Below are 14,372 nucleotides of genomic sequence, written 5' to 3'. Positions count from 1 at the left end.
GTGCGGGCGATCATAGCGGAACCGCCTGACCGGGGACGGAGCGGTTCTCGTTCCGTCCACCAGCGAAGGTACGAAGACCTCAATCCACATCACTCCAGACCGCCAGCTCGTAGCCATCCAGGTCGCGGAAGTGGAAGCGGCGGCCGCCGGGGAATGCGAACACCGCCCGCACCACCTCGCCACCGGCAGCGACTACGCGCTGCTGCGCGTCGGACAGGTCCGCGCAATACACGATCACCAGCGGCCCTCCGTGGACACGCACCGGCACGTCGGCCACGAAGCCGCCCTTCAGGCGGCCATCGTCGAATTCGGTGTAGGCCGGGCCATAGTCGGTGAAGTGCCAACCGAACACCTCGCCGTAGAAGCGTTTGCTGCGGGCAATGTCGGCGACGTTGAATTCGATGTTGTCGATGCGGCGTTCGGCATCGCGGGATGCGGCGTGGCTCATGGCGTGGCTCCGTGTTGGGAGCCCAGCATCGATCAATGCAGCACCGTGGTCTTGAACAAAACGGCCATCATTGCCCCCACTCCAGGCGCAGTTCACTGGCGGTCACGCCAGCCAGTTCGCGCGCCTCGCGGCTGAGGTGCGCCTGGTCGGCATAGCCGGCCTCGGCGGCCAGCATCGCCAGGGAGTGCTGCGGCAGCGCGCGGCTGTGGCGCAGAAAACGTTGCAGCCGCAGGATCCGTTCCAGCGTCTTGGCGCCGTAGCCGAACTGCGACTGGCTGAAGCGTCGCAGGCTGCGCGGGCTCAGGCCGACGTGCGCCGCGAGCGTGTCCAGCGTGGCGTGGCCGGCGGCGAGCGCCTGGAACAGGGCATGTGCGCGCGTGGCGGGGGTGTCGAGCGCGACCGCACCCATATGCTGTTGCAGGCAGTGCGCCATTCGCTGCAGGCGCTGTGCAGGCGCGGTGTCGCCGATGGAGGCCGCCGCCTTGTTCGCCCACGCGCCCTTCAGATCAGCCAGTGGCACGGCCTGGCCGATGATCCCGGCCAGGGGCAGGCCCAGCGCGGCCAATGCCTGGCCAGGACGGAAGCGTGCCCCCAGCACCTGCGCACCGGGTGCCAGCGCCGGGTGCGCGGCCACGCGGTCCGGGCCGACCACGAACAACGCACCGTCGCGCCAGAGGATATCCACGCAACCGTCAGGCAGTACGGTGATGTGCCCATCGGCATCGTCAGGAAGCTGGCTCTGCCACAGCTGGCCAAAGTGGCCGCGCAGCGGCGCAGGCGCCGGATGCTCCTGGTAGGCGTGCCAGTACCTGCGAGGGGGGAAGAGTCGCCCATGCCGCATTGTCGCGCTACAGGGCCCATAAAAGTGAAGCCCGGCGCGAGGCCGGGCTTCGGTTGGCGTGTGGGAGAGAGAGAGAGAGTCACACGCCAGCACAACACGCACTAACGACAGGCGTTTGTTACCAGGTGAAGCGCGGGCCCACGAACCACTCGCGGTCGCCGGCCTTGGCCAGCTTCACTTCGCCGCTCAGGCCCCAGTTCTGGTTGAACTTGGCGGTGGCGCCGACACGGCCGTAGAACTCGCCGTCCGGGTTGTAGCCATGCTTCTTGCTGAAATCTTCGTAGCCGGCCATCACATAGCCTTCCACGTACGGGTTGAACGCGGTGCGCACGCCCACTTCGGTGGAGTAGCCGTTGAAGTCCAGGCCGTGCTTCATGTCGTACTTCTGGTACGCAACGCGAGCCACCAGGTCGGTGTTCGGTGCGATGCCGTAGTTGTAGCCGGCGCCGATGCGCCACTGGTCGACATCGTTCTTGAACTTGTCGGTCTCCTGCGCGCTGTAGTCGCCGAAGATATGGAAGTTCGGGTGCACCGCAACGGAACCCTTCACCTTCCAGCCATCGGCGTCGCCGCCCTTGGCATCGGTGTTCACGTAGCCGCCTTCAACGTAGTTGTACGACAGGCCATCGGTTGCCGATGCAGCGAACGGCAGGGCAGCCAGAAGACCCAGGGCAAGCAGCGAATTCTTGTTCATCGGGACACACCTTTAATTATTTTGGTTTCGTCGGCCGCCTCCCGGGAGGGGGAGAGAGAGGAGGCGATCGACAGGTGTGAATTATCCGTTAGGGGGTCTAATCAACCCTGAATATTGAACTGACTGGTATATAAATATGGGCGACGTTCAGGGAACTCCGCATGCCGCACACATCCGCCGCGTCACTGCTGTTGCGGGGACGTGCCCGCCGTAGGGTGCGCGAGCTGCTGCTCATCATCCTTGCGATGATGCTGCAGGCGGCCGAGCGCAGCCAGCCTCCTGCGCGCATCGTGATTCAGACGGACGATGTCACGCGTTTCTTCCATGTGCTGGATGCCAGCGCTGGAAAGCCGAGTGCCGACGATCTGCAGCGCGGCTATCTGGATGCTGGCACAGACGCTCTGCGCAGCTTCACCGACAGCCGTATCGGCTCGATGGAGCGGCTGGCCAGGGCCATCCAGGACACGCCGGCATTGTTTGCGAAAGCGAGAACCTGCGCGACAGCATTGCCATCGATCCGCATGCGCGTCGCCGCTGCCGTCGATCAGCTGGGCACCTTGTTGTCGTCTGCGGCGCTTTCCCCCGGTCACCGTACTGGTGGGCCGCGGCAACAGTGGTGGCGTGACCGCCGAAGCAGGCGTGGTCATTGGACTGCAAGCGCTGTGCGACGCCGACTGGATGCAGGCCGATGTCGGCGACCGTTTCGTGCACCTGATTGCCCATGAGTACGTGCACGTGCAACAGCCAGGTGCACGCGTGGAATTCGAGCAGCCCACCCTGCTCTATCAGGCGCTGCTGGAAGCCAGCCGGTGGCGGCCCGCGTGCGCTGGCATCGAGGCGGTGCCGACGGCACTTCGATGAAATCCGCTTCATGCTGATGAATACGTGCTTCTGAACAGGCACAAGGCAAGCCGGCCGATGCACGTCCGCCCGCGTGATCTTGCTTGTTAAGTTTTGTTGATCGAACGTCTTCACAGCGCTTCCACGTCTTCCAATTCCAGCTGAAAGCACGGGCTAGCGCCGGGAACAAACGCCGCTATATTCCAGCTTCCCCAGACGAAGGAGGGAGTTGGAAATGAAATTGACCAAGCAGCACATCAACGCAGCACGCGCCATCACCGTCGCCATCGTGGCCACCGTAAGCCTCGGCGCTTGCGCCACCTACAAGGACGAGTTCGCAACCATCAACTCGCGCCTCGATCAGCTCGACGTAAAGGTGCAGGGCGCTGCCCAGAGTGCCGAGTCCGCCAACCAGTCGGCGCAGCAGGCCAACCAGCGTCTGGACCAGATCGAAGGCCGCGTACAGCAGCTTGAAAGGGCACCGGCCGGTCGCAAGCCGCGCGGCTGATAGCTCTCTCACCCTTTGAATTGATCAACCTCTGTATCGGGAACCAGTGGCCTTCGCCGGCCACTGGCATCCTTCCACCCAGAATTGCATTGCAAGGAGCCGTCCCATTCGTACCTCCTCCTCCCCTGCACGCCGCGTCTTCCATGCCGCACTGGCGTTGGCACTGGCCGTTGCGTGCAGCGGCGCAGCCAGCGCCAAGGGCAAGGACAAGGAAGCGCCTGAACAACGCATTGCCGCCGTTGATGAACTTCCGCCCGACCAGAGCGTGTCCGAAACAGTGATCGAGCTGGCCGGCTGGGTGGTCGCCAGCAAGGACAACCAGGGCTATCCGTTTGCGGTCATGGACAAGGCGGCGGCGCAGGTTCTGGTCTTCGGCGGTGATGGCAAGCTGCGCGGCGCAGCACCGGCGCTGTTTGGGTCGGCGATCGGCGACCACTCCGCACCGGGCGTCGCCAAGCTCGCACTGAGCGCGATTCCCGGCCACGACCGTACCACGCCTGCCGGCCGCTTCATTGGCGGTTACGGCACGTCCGACGATGCCGGGCGCGTGCTGTGGGTGGACTACGATTCCGCAGTCTCGATGCACCCGCTGCCGCCGGGCAGCCCGAAGGAAAAGCGCGCCGAGCGGTTGGCATCGCCCTCGCTGGACGACAACCGTGTCACCCACGGTTGCATCAACGTTTCGCCTGCGTTCTACGAGCAGATCGTGCACTCCACGTTCGAGAAGGGCGGTGTGTTCTACATCCTGCCGGACAAGGATTCGATCGCGAAAACCTTCCCGGAGTTCGCACAGAGCCGTGGGAATGCGAAGGAAGAAGACGAGAAGGGCGCGCGGCGCGCGAGCAAATAGAGCGCGTTTGCGTAGCGGAACTCAGGAGGCGGTAGCGCCAGCAGCCTGCGCCAATGCGGCCGCGAGCGCGTCGCCCTTCCTCTCGCTGTAGCGGTCCACCAGGTAGTCCGACCGGCCACGCGTCAGCAGCGTGAACTTCACCAGCTCTTCCATCACGTCCACCACCCGGTCGTAGTACGGCGAGGGTTTCATCCGCCCGTCGTCATCGAATTCCTGCCAGGCCTTGGCCACCGATGACTGGTTGGGGATGGTCAGCATGCGCATCCAGCGACCGAGCACGCGCAACGTGTTGACGGTGTTGAACGACTGCGAGCCGCCGCTCACCTGCATCACCGCCAGCGTCCTGCCCTGCGTGGGCCGCACGCTGCCATCTTCCAGCGGCAACCAGTCGATCTGGTTCTTGAACACGCCGGTGACCGTGCCATGCCGCTCGGGGCTGACCCAGACCTGGCCTTCCGACCACTGCGACCACGCACGCAACCGCTGCACTTCAGGGTGGCTCGTGTCCACGCTGTCCAGCATGGGCAGCGCATGTGGATCGAACATGCGGGTTTCGCACCCCAGATGGCGCAGCAATCGCTCGGCTTCGAGCGCCAGCTTGCGGCTGAAGGACTGCGGCCGCAGCGAGCCGTAGAGCAGGAGGATGCGTGGCGGCCCCAGATCTGCCGCGGCGAGCTTGTGATGATTGGGCTGGGGCAATGACGATTCCACCAGATTGGGCAGGTCAGGGCTTGTGATTGGCTTATTCATTCGATTATTCTAGAAATATGGAAACGTTAAATGCAATCACCGCCCTCACCGCGCTCGGTCATGCCACCCGCCTGGCTTCTTTCCGCCTGCTGGTGGAGGCTGGCCCGGCAGGGCGCATGGCGGGCGACATCGCCACGGCCCTGCAGGTGCCCCCAGCCACGCTCAGCTTCCACCTGAAGGAGCTGGTGCAGGCCGGGCTGGTGGAGAGCGAAAGCCAGGGCCGCCATGTCTGCTATCGCGCCAACTTCGATGCGATGAACGGCTTGATCCAGTACCTGACGCACAATTGCTGCGCGGGTTCGCCGGACCAGCAGTGCGCGGCAAGCGAACCGGCCTGCAGGTGCTGAGATGAAGCCAGACCCCGTGATTCGTGCCGGCACACGCGACGACCTGTCCTGCATCCGAGACCTTCTGCAGCGGGCGCAGTTGCCCGTGGCCGATCTGGAAAGCAGCGAGGTCGTGTTTCTCGTCGCAGACCTCGACGGCGTCCCCGTGGGCGCCGTTGGATTGCAGGTTTTCGGCGCCTCGGCGCTGCTCCGCTCCCTGGTGGTGTCTGATGACCGACGCGGCACCGGCCTTGGACGCGCATTGCTGGCAGCGGCCGAAGAGATGGCCCACCGTATGCAGGTCAGGGAACTGGTGCTGCTGACAACATCGGCAGGCTCGTGGTTCGCGCGGCACGGCTATGCCGGATGCGATCGCGCGCAGATAGCGGAGGCGATCCGCAGCTCTGCCGAGTTCACCCGTCTCTGTCCGGGCAGCGCGCTTTGCATGTCCAAGCCACTCACTGACCACGGAAGCCACATGACCCGTAATGTCCTGTTCCTCTGCACCGGCAACAGCGCCCGCAGCGTGCTTGCTGAAGCCACCCTGCGCGCCTGGGGCGGCGATCGCTTCAGCGCATTCAGTGCGGGCAGCCAGCCCACTGGCCAGATCAACCCCTTCGCGCTGGCCCAGCTGCAGGCCGAAGGAATGCCCATTGAAGGGCTGCGCAGCAAGTCGTGGGATGAGTTCGTGGATGCACCGCCGACGGACCTGGTGATCACCGTGTGCGATTCAGCCGCAGCGGAGGCCTGCCCGGTGGTGTTCGGTGACTTCATCCGCAGCCACTGGGGCCTGCCCGATCCGGCGGCCGTAGCGGGTAACGATGCCGACAAGGTCGCGGCATTCGCGCAGGCCCATGCCATCGTGAAGCTGCGACTGCGTGCATTGCTCGCCTTGCCTGACTCATTGTGGTCCGACCGCGAAGCGCTGCAGCACGCGCTGGATCAGATTGGACAGTTGCAGCCGACCGACAGCATGCCGTGACTTCCCGCATGAATCTGTTCGAACGCCACCTGACGCTTTGGGTCGGGCTTTGCATTGCGGTCGGCACGCTGCTGGGCCACTTCCTACCCGGTGCTTTTGCCGCGCTGGCATCCGCAGAGATCGCCAAGGTCAACCTGCCGGTTGCGGTACTGATCTGGCTGATGATCATCCCGATGCTGCTGAAGGTCGACTTCACTGCGATGCGCCAGTTGCAGCAGCACTGGAAGGGCATCGGCGTAACGCTGTTCATCAACTGGGCGGTCAAGCCATTCTCGATGGCGCTGCTGGGCTGGCTGTTCCTGCGCCATGCCTTCGCCGACTGGTTGCCCGCAGCACAGATCGACAGCTACATCGCCGGGCTGATCCTGCTGGCGGCCGCGCCCTGCACCGCCATGGTGTTCGTGTGGAGCAACCTGTGCCGTGGCGATGCCAACTTCACCCTGAGCCAGGTGGCGTTGAACGACGCGATCATGGTGGTTGCCTACGCGCCGGTGGTTGCACTGCTGCTGGGCCTGTCGGCGATCACCGTGCCGTGGGATACGCTGCTGCTGTCGGTGGGCCTCTACATCGTGGCGCCGGTGCTGGTGGCGGCGTTGCTGCGGCACTGGATCCTGTTGCATCGTGGCGAGGCGGCGTTGCAGCGGGTGCTTCGCAAGCTTGGGCCCGTCTCGCTGTGTGCGCTGCTGCTCACACTGGTGCTGCTGTTCGGCTTCCAGGGCCAGCAGATCGTGAAGCAACCGCTGGTGATCGCACTGATTGCGGTGCCGATCCTGATCCAGGTCTATTTCACTTCCGGCCTGGCCTACCTGCTCAATCGTCGCCTGGGCGTGGCGCATTGCGTGGCCGGCCCTTCGGCGTTGATTGGTGCCAGCAATTTCTTCGAACTGGCGGTAGCCACCGCGGTGGGGCTGTTCGGCGTGCATTCGGGGGCTGCGCTGGCGACGGTGGTGGGTGTACTGATCGAGGTGCCGGTCATGTTGTCTGTGGTGCGGATCGTGAACCGTACTCAAGCTTGGTACGAGAGACGCGAAGAGCACTGACACACCGGAGTGCGCCGAAGTCGATTTACGTTCTTCGCCCCGCACTGTCGTCATCGGCCTGGTGGGGTACCCGTACGCCACGTCATCAACTTCGACCCATGTCGCATATTCCCCATGCCGCTACGGACGTTGCGGCGCCTGCGTCTGCGACGGCTTAACAGCATGCAAAAATGCCAAAAGCGTCTTTGATCAAGCATTGAATGCAACTGTTCTGATTGGCACCGCGCAGCAGCACGCGTACAGATGACGTGCCATCGAAAAAGGATGGCCGGGCTTCGAAAACCCGTGCGCTTGTTTGACAACGCTTGCCCGCCGGCGTCACCCCTCGTGGCGCCGGCGGGCATTCCGTCTGCCGGTCATGGCGGGCGGAGCGTGGAGGCCTTGTGCCTGCCGGTTTCAACAAGCGCCCGGTTTTCGAACCACGTCTCCGCCCGCCACCTTTGCGTGGCGGCTGCCGTCTGTCCTGCACGGAGCCCTTGCCATGAGCACACCCGAATCCTCCCGGCTGCGCACGCAGTACGTACCCGCCAACGCGGACGCGCCTTCGGAAGCGGCGCACGCGCGCGATCCTCTCGGTTTCATCGCCACGCTCGACCGCATCGGCAAGGGCGCTGCCGCCGACGGCCAGCCCTGGCCCGAACGTCATCAGATGCCTGGCCGCCGCATGGCCTTGGCCGACGCGGATTGCGCATTGACCGGCCTGCGCGTGGCGTTGGAAATGCTGCTGGCTGCCGAGCGCGTGCGCCAGAACGGACCCGACGAGGAGTACGTGGGCGACCGCGTGATGGAGGGCCTGATGATGGCCAGCCTGTCGCTGGCCGCACAGGTCAGCGCACGCATGCGGCCGGAAGGGTAATACGGGGAACAACGCACACTGCAGCGCCGTGCGCGGCCCGGCGCTGCGGAGCGCGCCACATCACTCGCAGAGCGCGCTGTCTTCCTTCAACGCGGCATCCTGCAGTGGTTGGCGCTGTTCGATCTGCTCACGTTGTTCCGCCGTCGGCTCACCCAGCCACCACACACGGCAGCGTGCGGTGAGACGGCCGACCATCTTCGACTGGTCGGGTGAATACAGCATCGCCAACGCGGTACCGGGGCAGTCATGGGCCTGGCAGGCGGTATAGAACCACCACGGCTCGCCCTGCAGCACCGCCAGATCGCCAGGACCGCTGGGCCCGCTCAACAGGCGTTCGCGCAGCGATGGAATCTCCTTGTCAGCGGATTCGGCTGCAGCTGTGTTCTTCATCAGGGCGTTGAACGCGGCCAGTACCTTCGGGTCCTCGCGGCCGCAGTCGTCCACGGTATTGCCGCCCACCAGGGTGAAGAAATGCGTCGCCAGCGGGTTGTCCGCGCAGGTGAGTTCGCCGCCGGCACTCGGGTCTTCCGGTTCGCCTTCGTTGTCCCACACCGAGGGGTCCACACCGTCTTCGGCGGGCGGTTCCTTCTCGACTACCGTCGCCGCGGCGGCCGGCGCTTCGGCGGTCGGCGCTGGCGCCACAGCAGGTGCAGTCTCGCCAGTCTTTTCCGGTGCCTGTCCGCAGGCTGCCAGCAGCGCGGCCATCATCGCCATCCCTGTGATTCGCATCTTCATCGCGTGTCCTTGTCTGATCTGCGCTGCGTCCGCCGAATCGACGGCCGCATGATTCTAATGCGCTGTTCGCCGAAGATGGCTTTGTGCTGCAGAGCAACCAGCTGCCGATGCGCGGCCGCAGCGCGATCGAGGCCGCGTATGCCGGCCGGGGTGGCAGTCCGTTGCGGCTGCGTGCGTTGCCGTATTCGATGGAGGGCAGCACGGGCTACATCATTGGTGCGTACAGCTACGGCAGCAACGAGAGGGATACCGGCAAGTTCACGCTCACGCTGAAGCGTGAGGGGGATGGGCCGTGGGTGATCTTCTCGGACATGGACAACAGCAACGCGCGGCCGCGCGCGCGGTGATGAATGCCGCCGGGCATGGCCCGGCGCTACCGGGCGCCAACCAAGGTTGGCCGCTACCAGAAGCGGGATCCGTCCTGGATCTACGCCATGCGTGGATGGGGCGCGCATAAAAAAACCCCGGCGCGTGGCCGGGGTTTTTCGATTCACTTGAACAGCGTGTCCGGGTATTCCGGTTTCTGTTCCCGCGCCAGCAGCGCGCGCAGACCTTCTTCCGGCGTCTGCTCGCCGTGCAGCACGGCACGCACGCGGTCGGAGATCGGCAGGTCAATGCCATGGCGGCGTGCCTGTCGCATCACTTCGTCGGCAGTCTGCACCGACTCGACCACCTGGCCGATTTCGCGAACAGCATCCTGCAGCGTCTGACCACGGCCCAGGGCCAGGCCCAGGCGGCGGTTGCGCGACAGGTCGCCGGTGCAGGTCAGCACCAGATCGCCCAGCCCGGCCAGACCCATCAGCGTTTCCGGCTTGGCGCCGATCGCAGCGGCCAGGCGCAGCATCTCGTTCAGACCACGGGTGATCAGGCCGGCACGGGCGTTCAGGCCCAGCTGCATGCCATCGGCCACGCCGGTGGCCACGGCCAGCACGTTCTTCATCGCGCCGCCCAGCTCGGCACCGACCATGTCGTCGCCGGTATAGGCGCGGAACGCCGGGCCATGCATCGCCTCGGCCACCGTCTGCGCGAACTCGGGCACGTCGCCATGCACGGTGATCGCGGTCGGCAGGCCCTGGGTCACTTCCTTGGCGAACGACGGCCCGGTGACGACGGCCAGCGGCACGTCCTCACCCAGCACTTCGCGCGCCACTTCATGCAGGAAGCGGCCCGAACCGGGTTCGAAGCCCTTGGTGGCCCAGGCCACGCCGGCACCGGCCGGGCGCAGCGGCGCCAGCGCGCGCACGGTTTCGCCGAAGGCATGCGAGGGGGTCACCACCAGGATCCAGGCCGCGCCCTCCACCGCCGACGCCAGGTCGGTAGTGGCACGCAGGCTGTCCGGCAGCGGGATGCCCGGCAGGTAACGCGGGTTCTCGTGGCGCTGGTCGATGGCGTCGACCACGGCAGCATCGCGCCCCCACAGCACGGTCGGGTGACCGTGCCGTGCGAGCAGGCTGGCCAGCGCGGTTCCCCAGGAACCGGCGCCCAGCACGGCGATCTTGTCAGCGGGAGTGCTCATCCGTGACGTCGCGGCAGGAATCAGGCGTTGCCGGCCGGCTCGGAGTCAGCCAGCGACGGTGCGTCGCCCTGCTCCTGGCGCTGGCGCAGGGTTTCTGCGTACAGGCCTTCGAAGTTGATCGGCTGCAGGAAGAACGGCGGGAAGCCGCCGGCCTGGATCAGGTCGCTGATCAGCTGGCGCACGTACGGGAACAGGATGTTCGGGCACTGGGTGCCGAGCAGCACGTCGATCGACTGCGGGTCCAGGCCGACCAGGCCGAACACGCCGGCCTGCTTCACTTCGGCCACGTAGGCGGTGCGCTCACCGGCCTGGCAGGTGAGGGTCACGGCCAGCACGACTTCGAAGGCGTTCTCACCCAGGCGCTGCACCTGCTGGTTCAGGTTCAGCTGCAGCTCCGGCTGCACCTGGTCATTGAAGATGGTCGGGGCGTTCGGCGACTCGAAGGAGACGTCCTTGACGTAGATCTTCTCGACGGTGAAAGCGGGGCCGGTGGCGGCATCGACCGGCGCAGCAGCGCCGTTGGTGATCTCTTCGGACATTTCCAGTAACTCCAATGAATGCAATGAAAACGATGGTCGAATTACTGCGATGGGGGCGGGATCAGGCCCATACAAGGCCGGATCCGCCACCTGCGGCAATCAGTTGCGGCCCTTGACCAGCGGCAGCTCGGCCTGCTGCCAGGCAGGAATGCCGCCGTCGAGCACGTAGACCTTCTCGAAGCCGGCCTTCTTCAGCGCCTTGGCGGCGGTTTCCGAGGCGTTGCCGCTGCGGCACACCAGCACCACCGGCGACTGCCTGGCGTTGGCCACCAGCTTGTGCTCCGGGCCGAAGGCACTGGCCTGGGCGTTGCGGCTGCCGGCAATGTGGCCCTTCTCGAAGTCACCGCTGGCCGACAGGTCGACCACCACCGTGCCGCCCGCGTTGATCAGCTGGGTCAGTTCGGCGGGCTTGATGCCCTTGAAGCCCCGGAACAGGCGGCGGATCTCGGTGACGATGATGGCCACGGTCAGGCCGACCAGGGCCGCGGACAGCATCGGGTTTCGGCCTGCAAAGGCCAGCAACTCTTCGTAATTCACTCAGGTCACGGGTCGATTAAGCGGGCGCCGATTGTCGCACAAGCCGGACGCGGCCCGTCACTGCCCCTTCCACAGGTCCGGCAGGCCGGCGGTCTGCCACCACCGCTTGGCCTCCGGGTCCCAGCGCCAGCGCTCGACCACGACCACGGTGCGCTCGGCCTGGGTGTTCTGGTTGATCACCCCGATTTCGACACGGCGCTCGACCAGGCCGCCATCCAGCGCGGCGCTGCTGCGCTCGCGATAGGACGACACGCGCAGCTGTGCGTAGCGGTTGAGCTCGAACTCGGTCGGCGGCTTTTCCTTGCGCAGCTTGGGGTCCAGATAGCCGATCGCATCGTCCATGCTGCCCCAGCGGATGGTGGCGCCGTAGGCGATCTGGGTCTCTTCCAGCAACTTGCGCTGCTTGCGGCTGAGGTCGTCGGCCGAAGCCACGGCGCTGACCAGCAGCAGGGAACACATCAGGAACTGGATGAGGCGGCGCATCGGTGGTTTCCCCAGGACGTCAGCCTGCCATCCTACCCTTTGGCGAAGGCAACGAAGCGACCGCTGAACTCGGCGGCCGGCTTGCCATCGGCGCCGGGCTGGGTGGCGATGATGCTGATGCGGGCCTTGCGGCGCTGGCGGAAGGTATTCAGGAAGGCATCCCAGCCGCTGGCTTCGGCCGCTTCGGCATGGGCATGCAGGTCTTCGTAGACCGGGGCCAGGTAGCGCAGGTTGCTGTCGGCCACGTAGACCTCGGCATCGTGGCCGGCCAGGCGCAGGCGCAGGCTGACCAGTGCCCAGCCGGACAGGGTCAGCACCGAGGCCAGGCTGCCACCGAAGGCGTTGCCCTTGTCGTTGACGTTGGCGGCCAGCGGCGCGGTGATGCGCAGCACGCCATCGGCATAGCCATCGAGCTGGATCTGCATGGCGCGCACCGCCGGCATGCAGTCCAGCACGTCCTGCAGGGCGGCCAGCGAGGAAGTCAGAGCATCAACGGACATCGGAGCAGCGACCACGACAACGAAGGGCCCGCATAATGCAGGCAATGGCCGACCATACGATACCCACTGGCGCCGCCGGTTCCGAGCCGGGCTGGACCTTCATTTCGCTGCGACCGCAGGGCCAGAATTCCGCGCTGCGCCGCGCCGTTGCTGGGCTGGGCGGGCATGTGGTGGCCCTGCCGCCCTGGCGCCTGCAGCGCTTGAACGGCATGCCAGTGGTGCGTCAGCTGCAACGCGCGCTGAACTGCGACCGGGTGGTGTTCACCAGCCCGGCCGCGGTTACCGCGGCCGCCACCCTGCTGCCGCTGGCCAAGGCGCAACGCAGCCCGTGGCTGACCGTGGGCGAAGGCACCGCGCGCGCGCTGCGGGAGCACGGCGTCGCCGGGGTGCATGCGCCGCAGCGGATGGACAGCGAGGGGCTGCTGGCGCTGCCGGTGCTGGCGGACGTCCGCGGCCTGCGCATCGGACTGGTCACCGCGCCCGGCGGACGCGGCCTGATTGCTGCACACCTGCAGGCCGCCGGCGCCGCGATCGAACGTGCCGATGTCTACCAGCGTCGCCTGCTGCGCCTTTCGCCCCGCACGCTGGCGCGATTGGCGCATTCAGCGCAGCCGTGGGTGCTGGCGGTCAGCAGTGGCGAGGCGCTGCTGCATTTCTGGCAGCAGCTTCCGCCGACTTGGCAGCAGCGCCTGCGGGCGTCTGCCCGCGTGGTGGTTGCCAGCGACCGCCTCGGCGAACAGGCGCGGTCGCTCGGCCTGCGGCACATCTCACGCAGCGCCGGCCCCACTGCTGCGCAGCTGGTGGCCGCTGCACACGCCACGCTCACCGTCCCGGCAGCGAACTGAACAGGGACGTGGATCACGCTTGCCGCTGTGGTCGGCAACAGTGATGCTGTGCACCATGCGGCCTGCCGGACCCTGACCGGCGACGTTGCCGACAAGGAAGCCCCATGAACGAGACTCCGCCCGTTTCCCCGCCCCGTAGACCCGTGCGCTGGTTGCTGCCGCTGGCCGCTGCGGTCGTGCTTGGCGCGGGCGGCTACGCTGGCTGGTACGTCTGGCAGCAGCAACAGCATGAGCAGGAAGCGCAGGCACAGACCACGGCCGTCCAGCTGAAGGGCCTGGAGGCCACGCTGGATGCGCTGCGTCGTGACCAGCGCGCAACCAGCCAGCGCCTGCAGGACGCGGCCACCACCAACCGCGTGCTGCGCGACGAGATGCTGGGCCTCTCCCAGCGCAGCGCGTTGCTGGAAGAGAACCTGGCCAAGCTGGCCGACAGCGCCAACCAGGGCCGCCAGGCCGTACAGCGCGATGAGGCCGAACTGCTGCTGACCCAGGCGGCGCAACGGCTGAATTATGCCGACGACGTGGAGGGCGCACGCCGCCTGTACGCACAGGCGGCCACCGCACTGGCCGAACTGCCCGACGCTGATGGCCTGAACCTGCGCCAGGCGCTGGTGCAGGAGCGCGAGGCACTGGACGCGCTCGGCAGCGGCCCGCGCGTGCAGTCGCTGCAGCGTCTGGATGCTGTGGCCCGGGCGCTGCAGGGCCTACCGTCACAGATCACCGGCACGACCGGCGGCAATGCTGCCAAGCCGTGGTGGCAGGCCACCCTGGCCCCGTTCGTGGACATCACCCCCAGCCGCCAGAACGGCCCACTGACGGCCGCCGAACAGCGCAACGCCGACGATGCACTGCAGCTGGAACTGACGCTGGCACGTGCCGCCATCGAGCGTGGCGACCGCGCGGGCCGCAACTCCGCCCTGGACCGGGTGGAACACTGGGCACAGCGACGCTGGCCGGATTCACCGGCCCTGCGCGCGCAGCGTGCTGAACTGAAGGCCTTGCGCGAGCTTCCCCTGCAGGCCAACGACGCTGTCCTTGGCAGCACCCTGCAACAACTGCGCACCCAGACCGACCGGAGGTAA

The 14,372-nt window shown here is 66.3% G+C and carries 17 protein-coding genes and 4 pseudogenes; 11 read left to right on the top strand and 10 right to left on the bottom strand.

The features are described from left to right. Positions 1 to 79: 79 nt before the first annotated feature. From AC5P9W_RS10210 to AC5P9W_RS10200, 3 genes and pseudogenes are all read right to left on the bottom strand, one after another. On the bottom strand, positions 80 to 448 hold the full coding sequence (locus AC5P9W_RS10210; protein ID WP_111104914.1) for a VOC family protein: 369 nt from the start codon (positions 446 to 448) through the stop codon (positions 80 to 82). Positions 449 to 515: 67 nt separating this feature from the next. Next, positions 516 to 1,282: pseudogene (locus tag AC5P9W_RS10205) on the bottom strand (helix-turn-helix transcriptional regulator). A 125-nt stretch (positions 1,283 to 1,407) separates the two neighbouring features. Beyond that, positions 1,408 to 1,983 carry an OmpO family porin gene (locus tag AC5P9W_RS10200; protein WP_021202106.1) on the bottom strand — a complete coding sequence of 192 codons (576 nt, stop codon included), beginning with the start codon at positions 1,981 to 1,983 and terminating at the stop codon, positions 1,408 to 1,410. 215 nt (positions 1,984 to 2,198) lie between these two features. On the opposite strand from AC5P9W_RS10200, the pseudogene AC5P9W_RS10195 reads away from it, so the two are divergent. From AC5P9W_RS10195 to AC5P9W_RS10185, 3 genes and pseudogenes are all read left to right on the top strand, one after another. After that, positions 2,199 to 2,784: pseudogene (locus AC5P9W_RS10195) on the top strand (DUF2268 domain-containing putative Zn-dependent protease); the annotation flags it as partial. 274 nt (positions 2,785 to 3,058) lie between these two features. Then, complete coding sequence (locus AC5P9W_RS10190; protein WP_005407606.1) at positions 3,059 to 3,331, top strand: hypothetical protein; 273 nt, start codon at positions 3,059 to 3,061, stop codon at positions 3,329 to 3,331. 157 nt (positions 3,332 to 3,488) lie between these two features. Then, the gene (locus tag AC5P9W_RS10185; protein ID WP_495219158.1) at positions 3,489 to 4,181 is read left to right on the top strand and encodes a hypothetical protein; all 693 of its coding nucleotides are present in this window, start codon (positions 3,489 to 3,491) and stop codon (positions 4,179 to 4,181) included. A gap of 21 nt (positions 4,182 to 4,202) precedes the next feature. On the opposite strand, the gene arsH is transcribed toward AC5P9W_RS10185, so the two are convergent. Continuing rightward, the gene (gene arsH, locus AC5P9W_RS10180; protein WP_111104908.1) at positions 4,203 to 4,931 is read right to left on the bottom strand and encodes an arsenical resistance protein ArsH; all 729 of its coding nucleotides are present in this window, start codon (positions 4,929 to 4,931) and stop codon (positions 4,203 to 4,205) included. Between the two features lie 17 nt (positions 4,932 to 4,948). Here arsH and AC5P9W_RS10175 point away from each other — a divergent pair, with 17 nt between their 5' ends. The 5 genes and pseudogenes from AC5P9W_RS10175 (at position 4,949) to AC5P9W_RS10155 (ending at position 8,135) form a co-directional block, all read left to right on the top strand. Then, on the top strand, positions 4,949 to 5,278 hold the full coding sequence (locus tag AC5P9W_RS10175; protein WP_021204021.1) for an ArsR/SmtB family transcription factor: 330 nt from the start codon (positions 4,949 to 4,951) through the stop codon (positions 5,276 to 5,278). Between the two features lies 1 nt (position 5,279). Continuing rightward, positions 5,280 to 5,699: pseudogene (gene arsN2, locus AC5P9W_RS10170) on the top strand (arsenic resistance N-acetyltransferase ArsN2); the annotation flags it as partial. 36 nt (positions 5,700 to 5,735) lie between these two features. Further along, positions 5,736 to 6,239 carry an arsenate reductase ArsC gene (locus AC5P9W_RS10165; RefSeq protein ID WP_241744953.1) on the top strand — a complete coding sequence of 168 codons (504 nt, stop codon included), beginning with the start codon at positions 5,736 to 5,738 and terminating at the stop codon, positions 6,237 to 6,239. Between the two features lie 8 nt (positions 6,240 to 6,247). Further along, entirely contained in the window at positions 6,248 to 7,279 is a 1,032-nt protein-coding gene (arsB, locus tag AC5P9W_RS10160; RefSeq protein ID WP_495219156.1) for an ACR3 family arsenite efflux transporter, read from the top strand. 481 nt (positions 7,280 to 7,760) lie between these two features. Further along, the gene (locus tag AC5P9W_RS10155) at positions 7,761 to 8,135 is read left to right on the top strand and encodes a hypothetical protein (protein ID WP_021204024.1); all 375 of its coding nucleotides are present in this window, start codon (positions 7,761 to 7,763) and stop codon (positions 8,133 to 8,135) included. A gap of 60 nt (positions 8,136 to 8,195) precedes the next feature. Here the strand turns inward: AC5P9W_RS10155 and AC5P9W_RS10150 are convergent, their stop codons facing one another. Then, positions 8,196 to 8,870 (bottom strand): Ivy family c-type lysozyme inhibitor, encoded by a 675-nt coding sequence (locus AC5P9W_RS10150; RefSeq protein ID WP_495219154.1) that lies wholly within the window; start codon positions 8,868 to 8,870, stop codon positions 8,196 to 8,198. A gap of 59 nt (positions 8,871 to 8,929) precedes the next feature. Here AC5P9W_RS10150 and AC5P9W_RS10145 point away from each other — a divergent pair. After that, positions 8,930 to 9,217: pseudogene (locus tag AC5P9W_RS10145) on the top strand (YybH family protein); the annotation flags it as partial. Between the two features lie 143 nt (positions 9,218 to 9,360). Here the strand turns inward: AC5P9W_RS10145 and AC5P9W_RS10140 are convergent. The 5 genes from AC5P9W_RS10140 to AC5P9W_RS10120 all read right to left on the bottom strand — a co-directional run bounded on the left by AC5P9W_RS10140 (position 9,361) and on the right by AC5P9W_RS10120 (position 12,445). Further along, positions 9,361 to 10,386 (bottom strand): NAD(P)H-dependent glycerol-3-phosphate dehydrogenase, encoded by a 1,026-nt coding sequence (locus AC5P9W_RS10140; RefSeq protein WP_021204061.1) that lies wholly within the window; start codon positions 10,384 to 10,386, stop codon positions 9,361 to 9,363. A gap of 20 nt (positions 10,387 to 10,406) precedes the next feature. Next, positions 10,407 to 10,925 (bottom strand): protein-export chaperone SecB, encoded by a 519-nt coding sequence (secB, locus tag AC5P9W_RS10135; protein WP_005407596.1) that lies wholly within the window; start codon positions 10,923 to 10,925, stop codon positions 10,407 to 10,409. A 99-nt stretch (positions 10,926 to 11,024) separates the two neighbouring features. Beyond that, entirely contained in the window at positions 11,025 to 11,462 is a 438-nt protein-coding gene (locus AC5P9W_RS10130) for a rhodanese-like domain-containing protein (RefSeq protein WP_058980222.1), read from the bottom strand. Positions 11,463 to 11,519: 57 nt separating this feature from the next. Then, positions 11,520 to 11,945, bottom strand: coding sequence for a hypothetical protein (locus AC5P9W_RS10125; RefSeq protein ID WP_058980224.1), 426 nt, complete (start codon positions 11,943 to 11,945; stop codon positions 11,520 to 11,522). Positions 11,946 to 11,977: 32 nt separating this feature from the next. Continuing rightward, complete coding sequence (locus AC5P9W_RS10120) at positions 11,978 to 12,445, bottom strand: YiiD C-terminal domain-containing protein (protein WP_008266702.1); 468 nt, start codon at positions 12,443 to 12,445, stop codon at positions 11,978 to 11,980. Positions 12,446 to 12,480: 35 nt separating this feature from the next. Between AC5P9W_RS10120 and AC5P9W_RS10115 the strand changes: the two genes are divergently transcribed. Together AC5P9W_RS10115 and AC5P9W_RS10110 are read left to right on the top strand one after the other, a co-directional pair. Then, positions 12,481 to 13,290 carry a uroporphyrinogen-III synthase gene (locus tag AC5P9W_RS10115; RefSeq protein WP_021204065.1) on the top strand — a complete coding sequence of 270 codons (810 nt, stop codon included), beginning with the start codon at positions 12,481 to 12,483 and terminating at the stop codon, positions 13,288 to 13,290. A 104-nt stretch (positions 13,291 to 13,394) separates the two neighbouring features. Further along, complete coding sequence (locus AC5P9W_RS10110; RefSeq protein ID WP_164144797.1) at positions 13,395 to 14,372, top strand: uroporphyrinogen-III C-methyltransferase; 978 nt, start codon at positions 13,395 to 13,397, stop codon at positions 14,370 to 14,372.

This window comes from Stenotrophomonas sp. YJH_SMC_33 (assembly GCF_059372295.1).
This window is presented reverse-complemented; position numbering and strand designations above follow the sequence as displayed.

Coding starts and splice junctions, on each gene's coding strand:
- AC5P9W_RS10210 (WP_111104914.1), bottom strand. CDS start 448: ATGAGCCACGCCGCATCCCGCGATGCCGAACGCCGCATCGACAACATC.
- AC5P9W_RS10200 (WP_021202106.1), bottom strand. CDS start 1,983: ATGAACAAGAATTCGCTGCTTGCCCTGGGTCTTCTGGCTGCCCTGCCG.
- AC5P9W_RS10190 (WP_005407606.1), top strand. CDS start 3,059: ATGAAATTGACCAAGCAGCACATCAACGCAGCACGCGCCATCACCGTC.
- arsH (WP_111104908.1), bottom strand. CDS start 4,931: ATGAATAAGCCAATCACAAGCCCTGACCTGCCCAATCTGGTGGAATCG.
- AC5P9W_RS10175 (WP_021204021.1), top strand. CDS start 4,949: ATGGAAACGTTAAATGCAATCACCGCCCTCACCGCGCTCGGTCATGCC.
- AC5P9W_RS10165 (WP_241744953.1), top strand. CDS start 5,736: ATGACCCGTAATGTCCTGTTCCTCTGCACCGGCAACAGCGCCCGCAGC.
- arsB (WP_495219156.1), top strand. CDS start 6,248: ATGAATCTGTTCGAACGCCACCTGACGCTTTGGGTCGGGCTTTGCATT.
- AC5P9W_RS10155 (WP_021204024.1), top strand. CDS start 7,761: ATGAGCACACCCGAATCCTCCCGGCTGCGCACGCAGTACGTACCCGCC.
- AC5P9W_RS10150 (WP_495219154.1), bottom strand. CDS start 8,870: ATGAAGATGCGAATCACAGGGATGGCGATGATGGCCGCGCTGCTGGCA.
- AC5P9W_RS10140 (WP_021204061.1), bottom strand. CDS start 10,386: ATGAGCACTCCCGCTGACAAGATCGCCGTGCTGGGCGCCGGTTCCTGG.
- secB (WP_005407596.1), bottom strand. CDS start 10,925: ATGTCCGAAGAGATCACCAACGGCGCTGCTGCGCCGGTCGATGCCGCC.
- AC5P9W_RS10125 (WP_058980224.1), bottom strand. CDS start 11,945: ATGCGCCGCCTCATCCAGTTCCTGATGTGTTCCCTGCTGCTGGTCAGC.
- AC5P9W_RS10120 (WP_008266702.1), bottom strand. CDS start 12,445: ATGTCCGTTGATGCTCTGACTTCCTCGCTGGCCGCCCTGCAGGACGTG.
- AC5P9W_RS10115 (WP_021204065.1), top strand. CDS start 12,481: ATGCAGGCAATGGCCGACCATACGATACCCACTGGCGCCGCCGGTTCC.
- AC5P9W_RS10110 (WP_164144797.1), top strand. CDS start 13,395: ATGAACGAGACTCCGCCCGTTTCCCCGCCCCGTAGACCCGTGCGCTGG.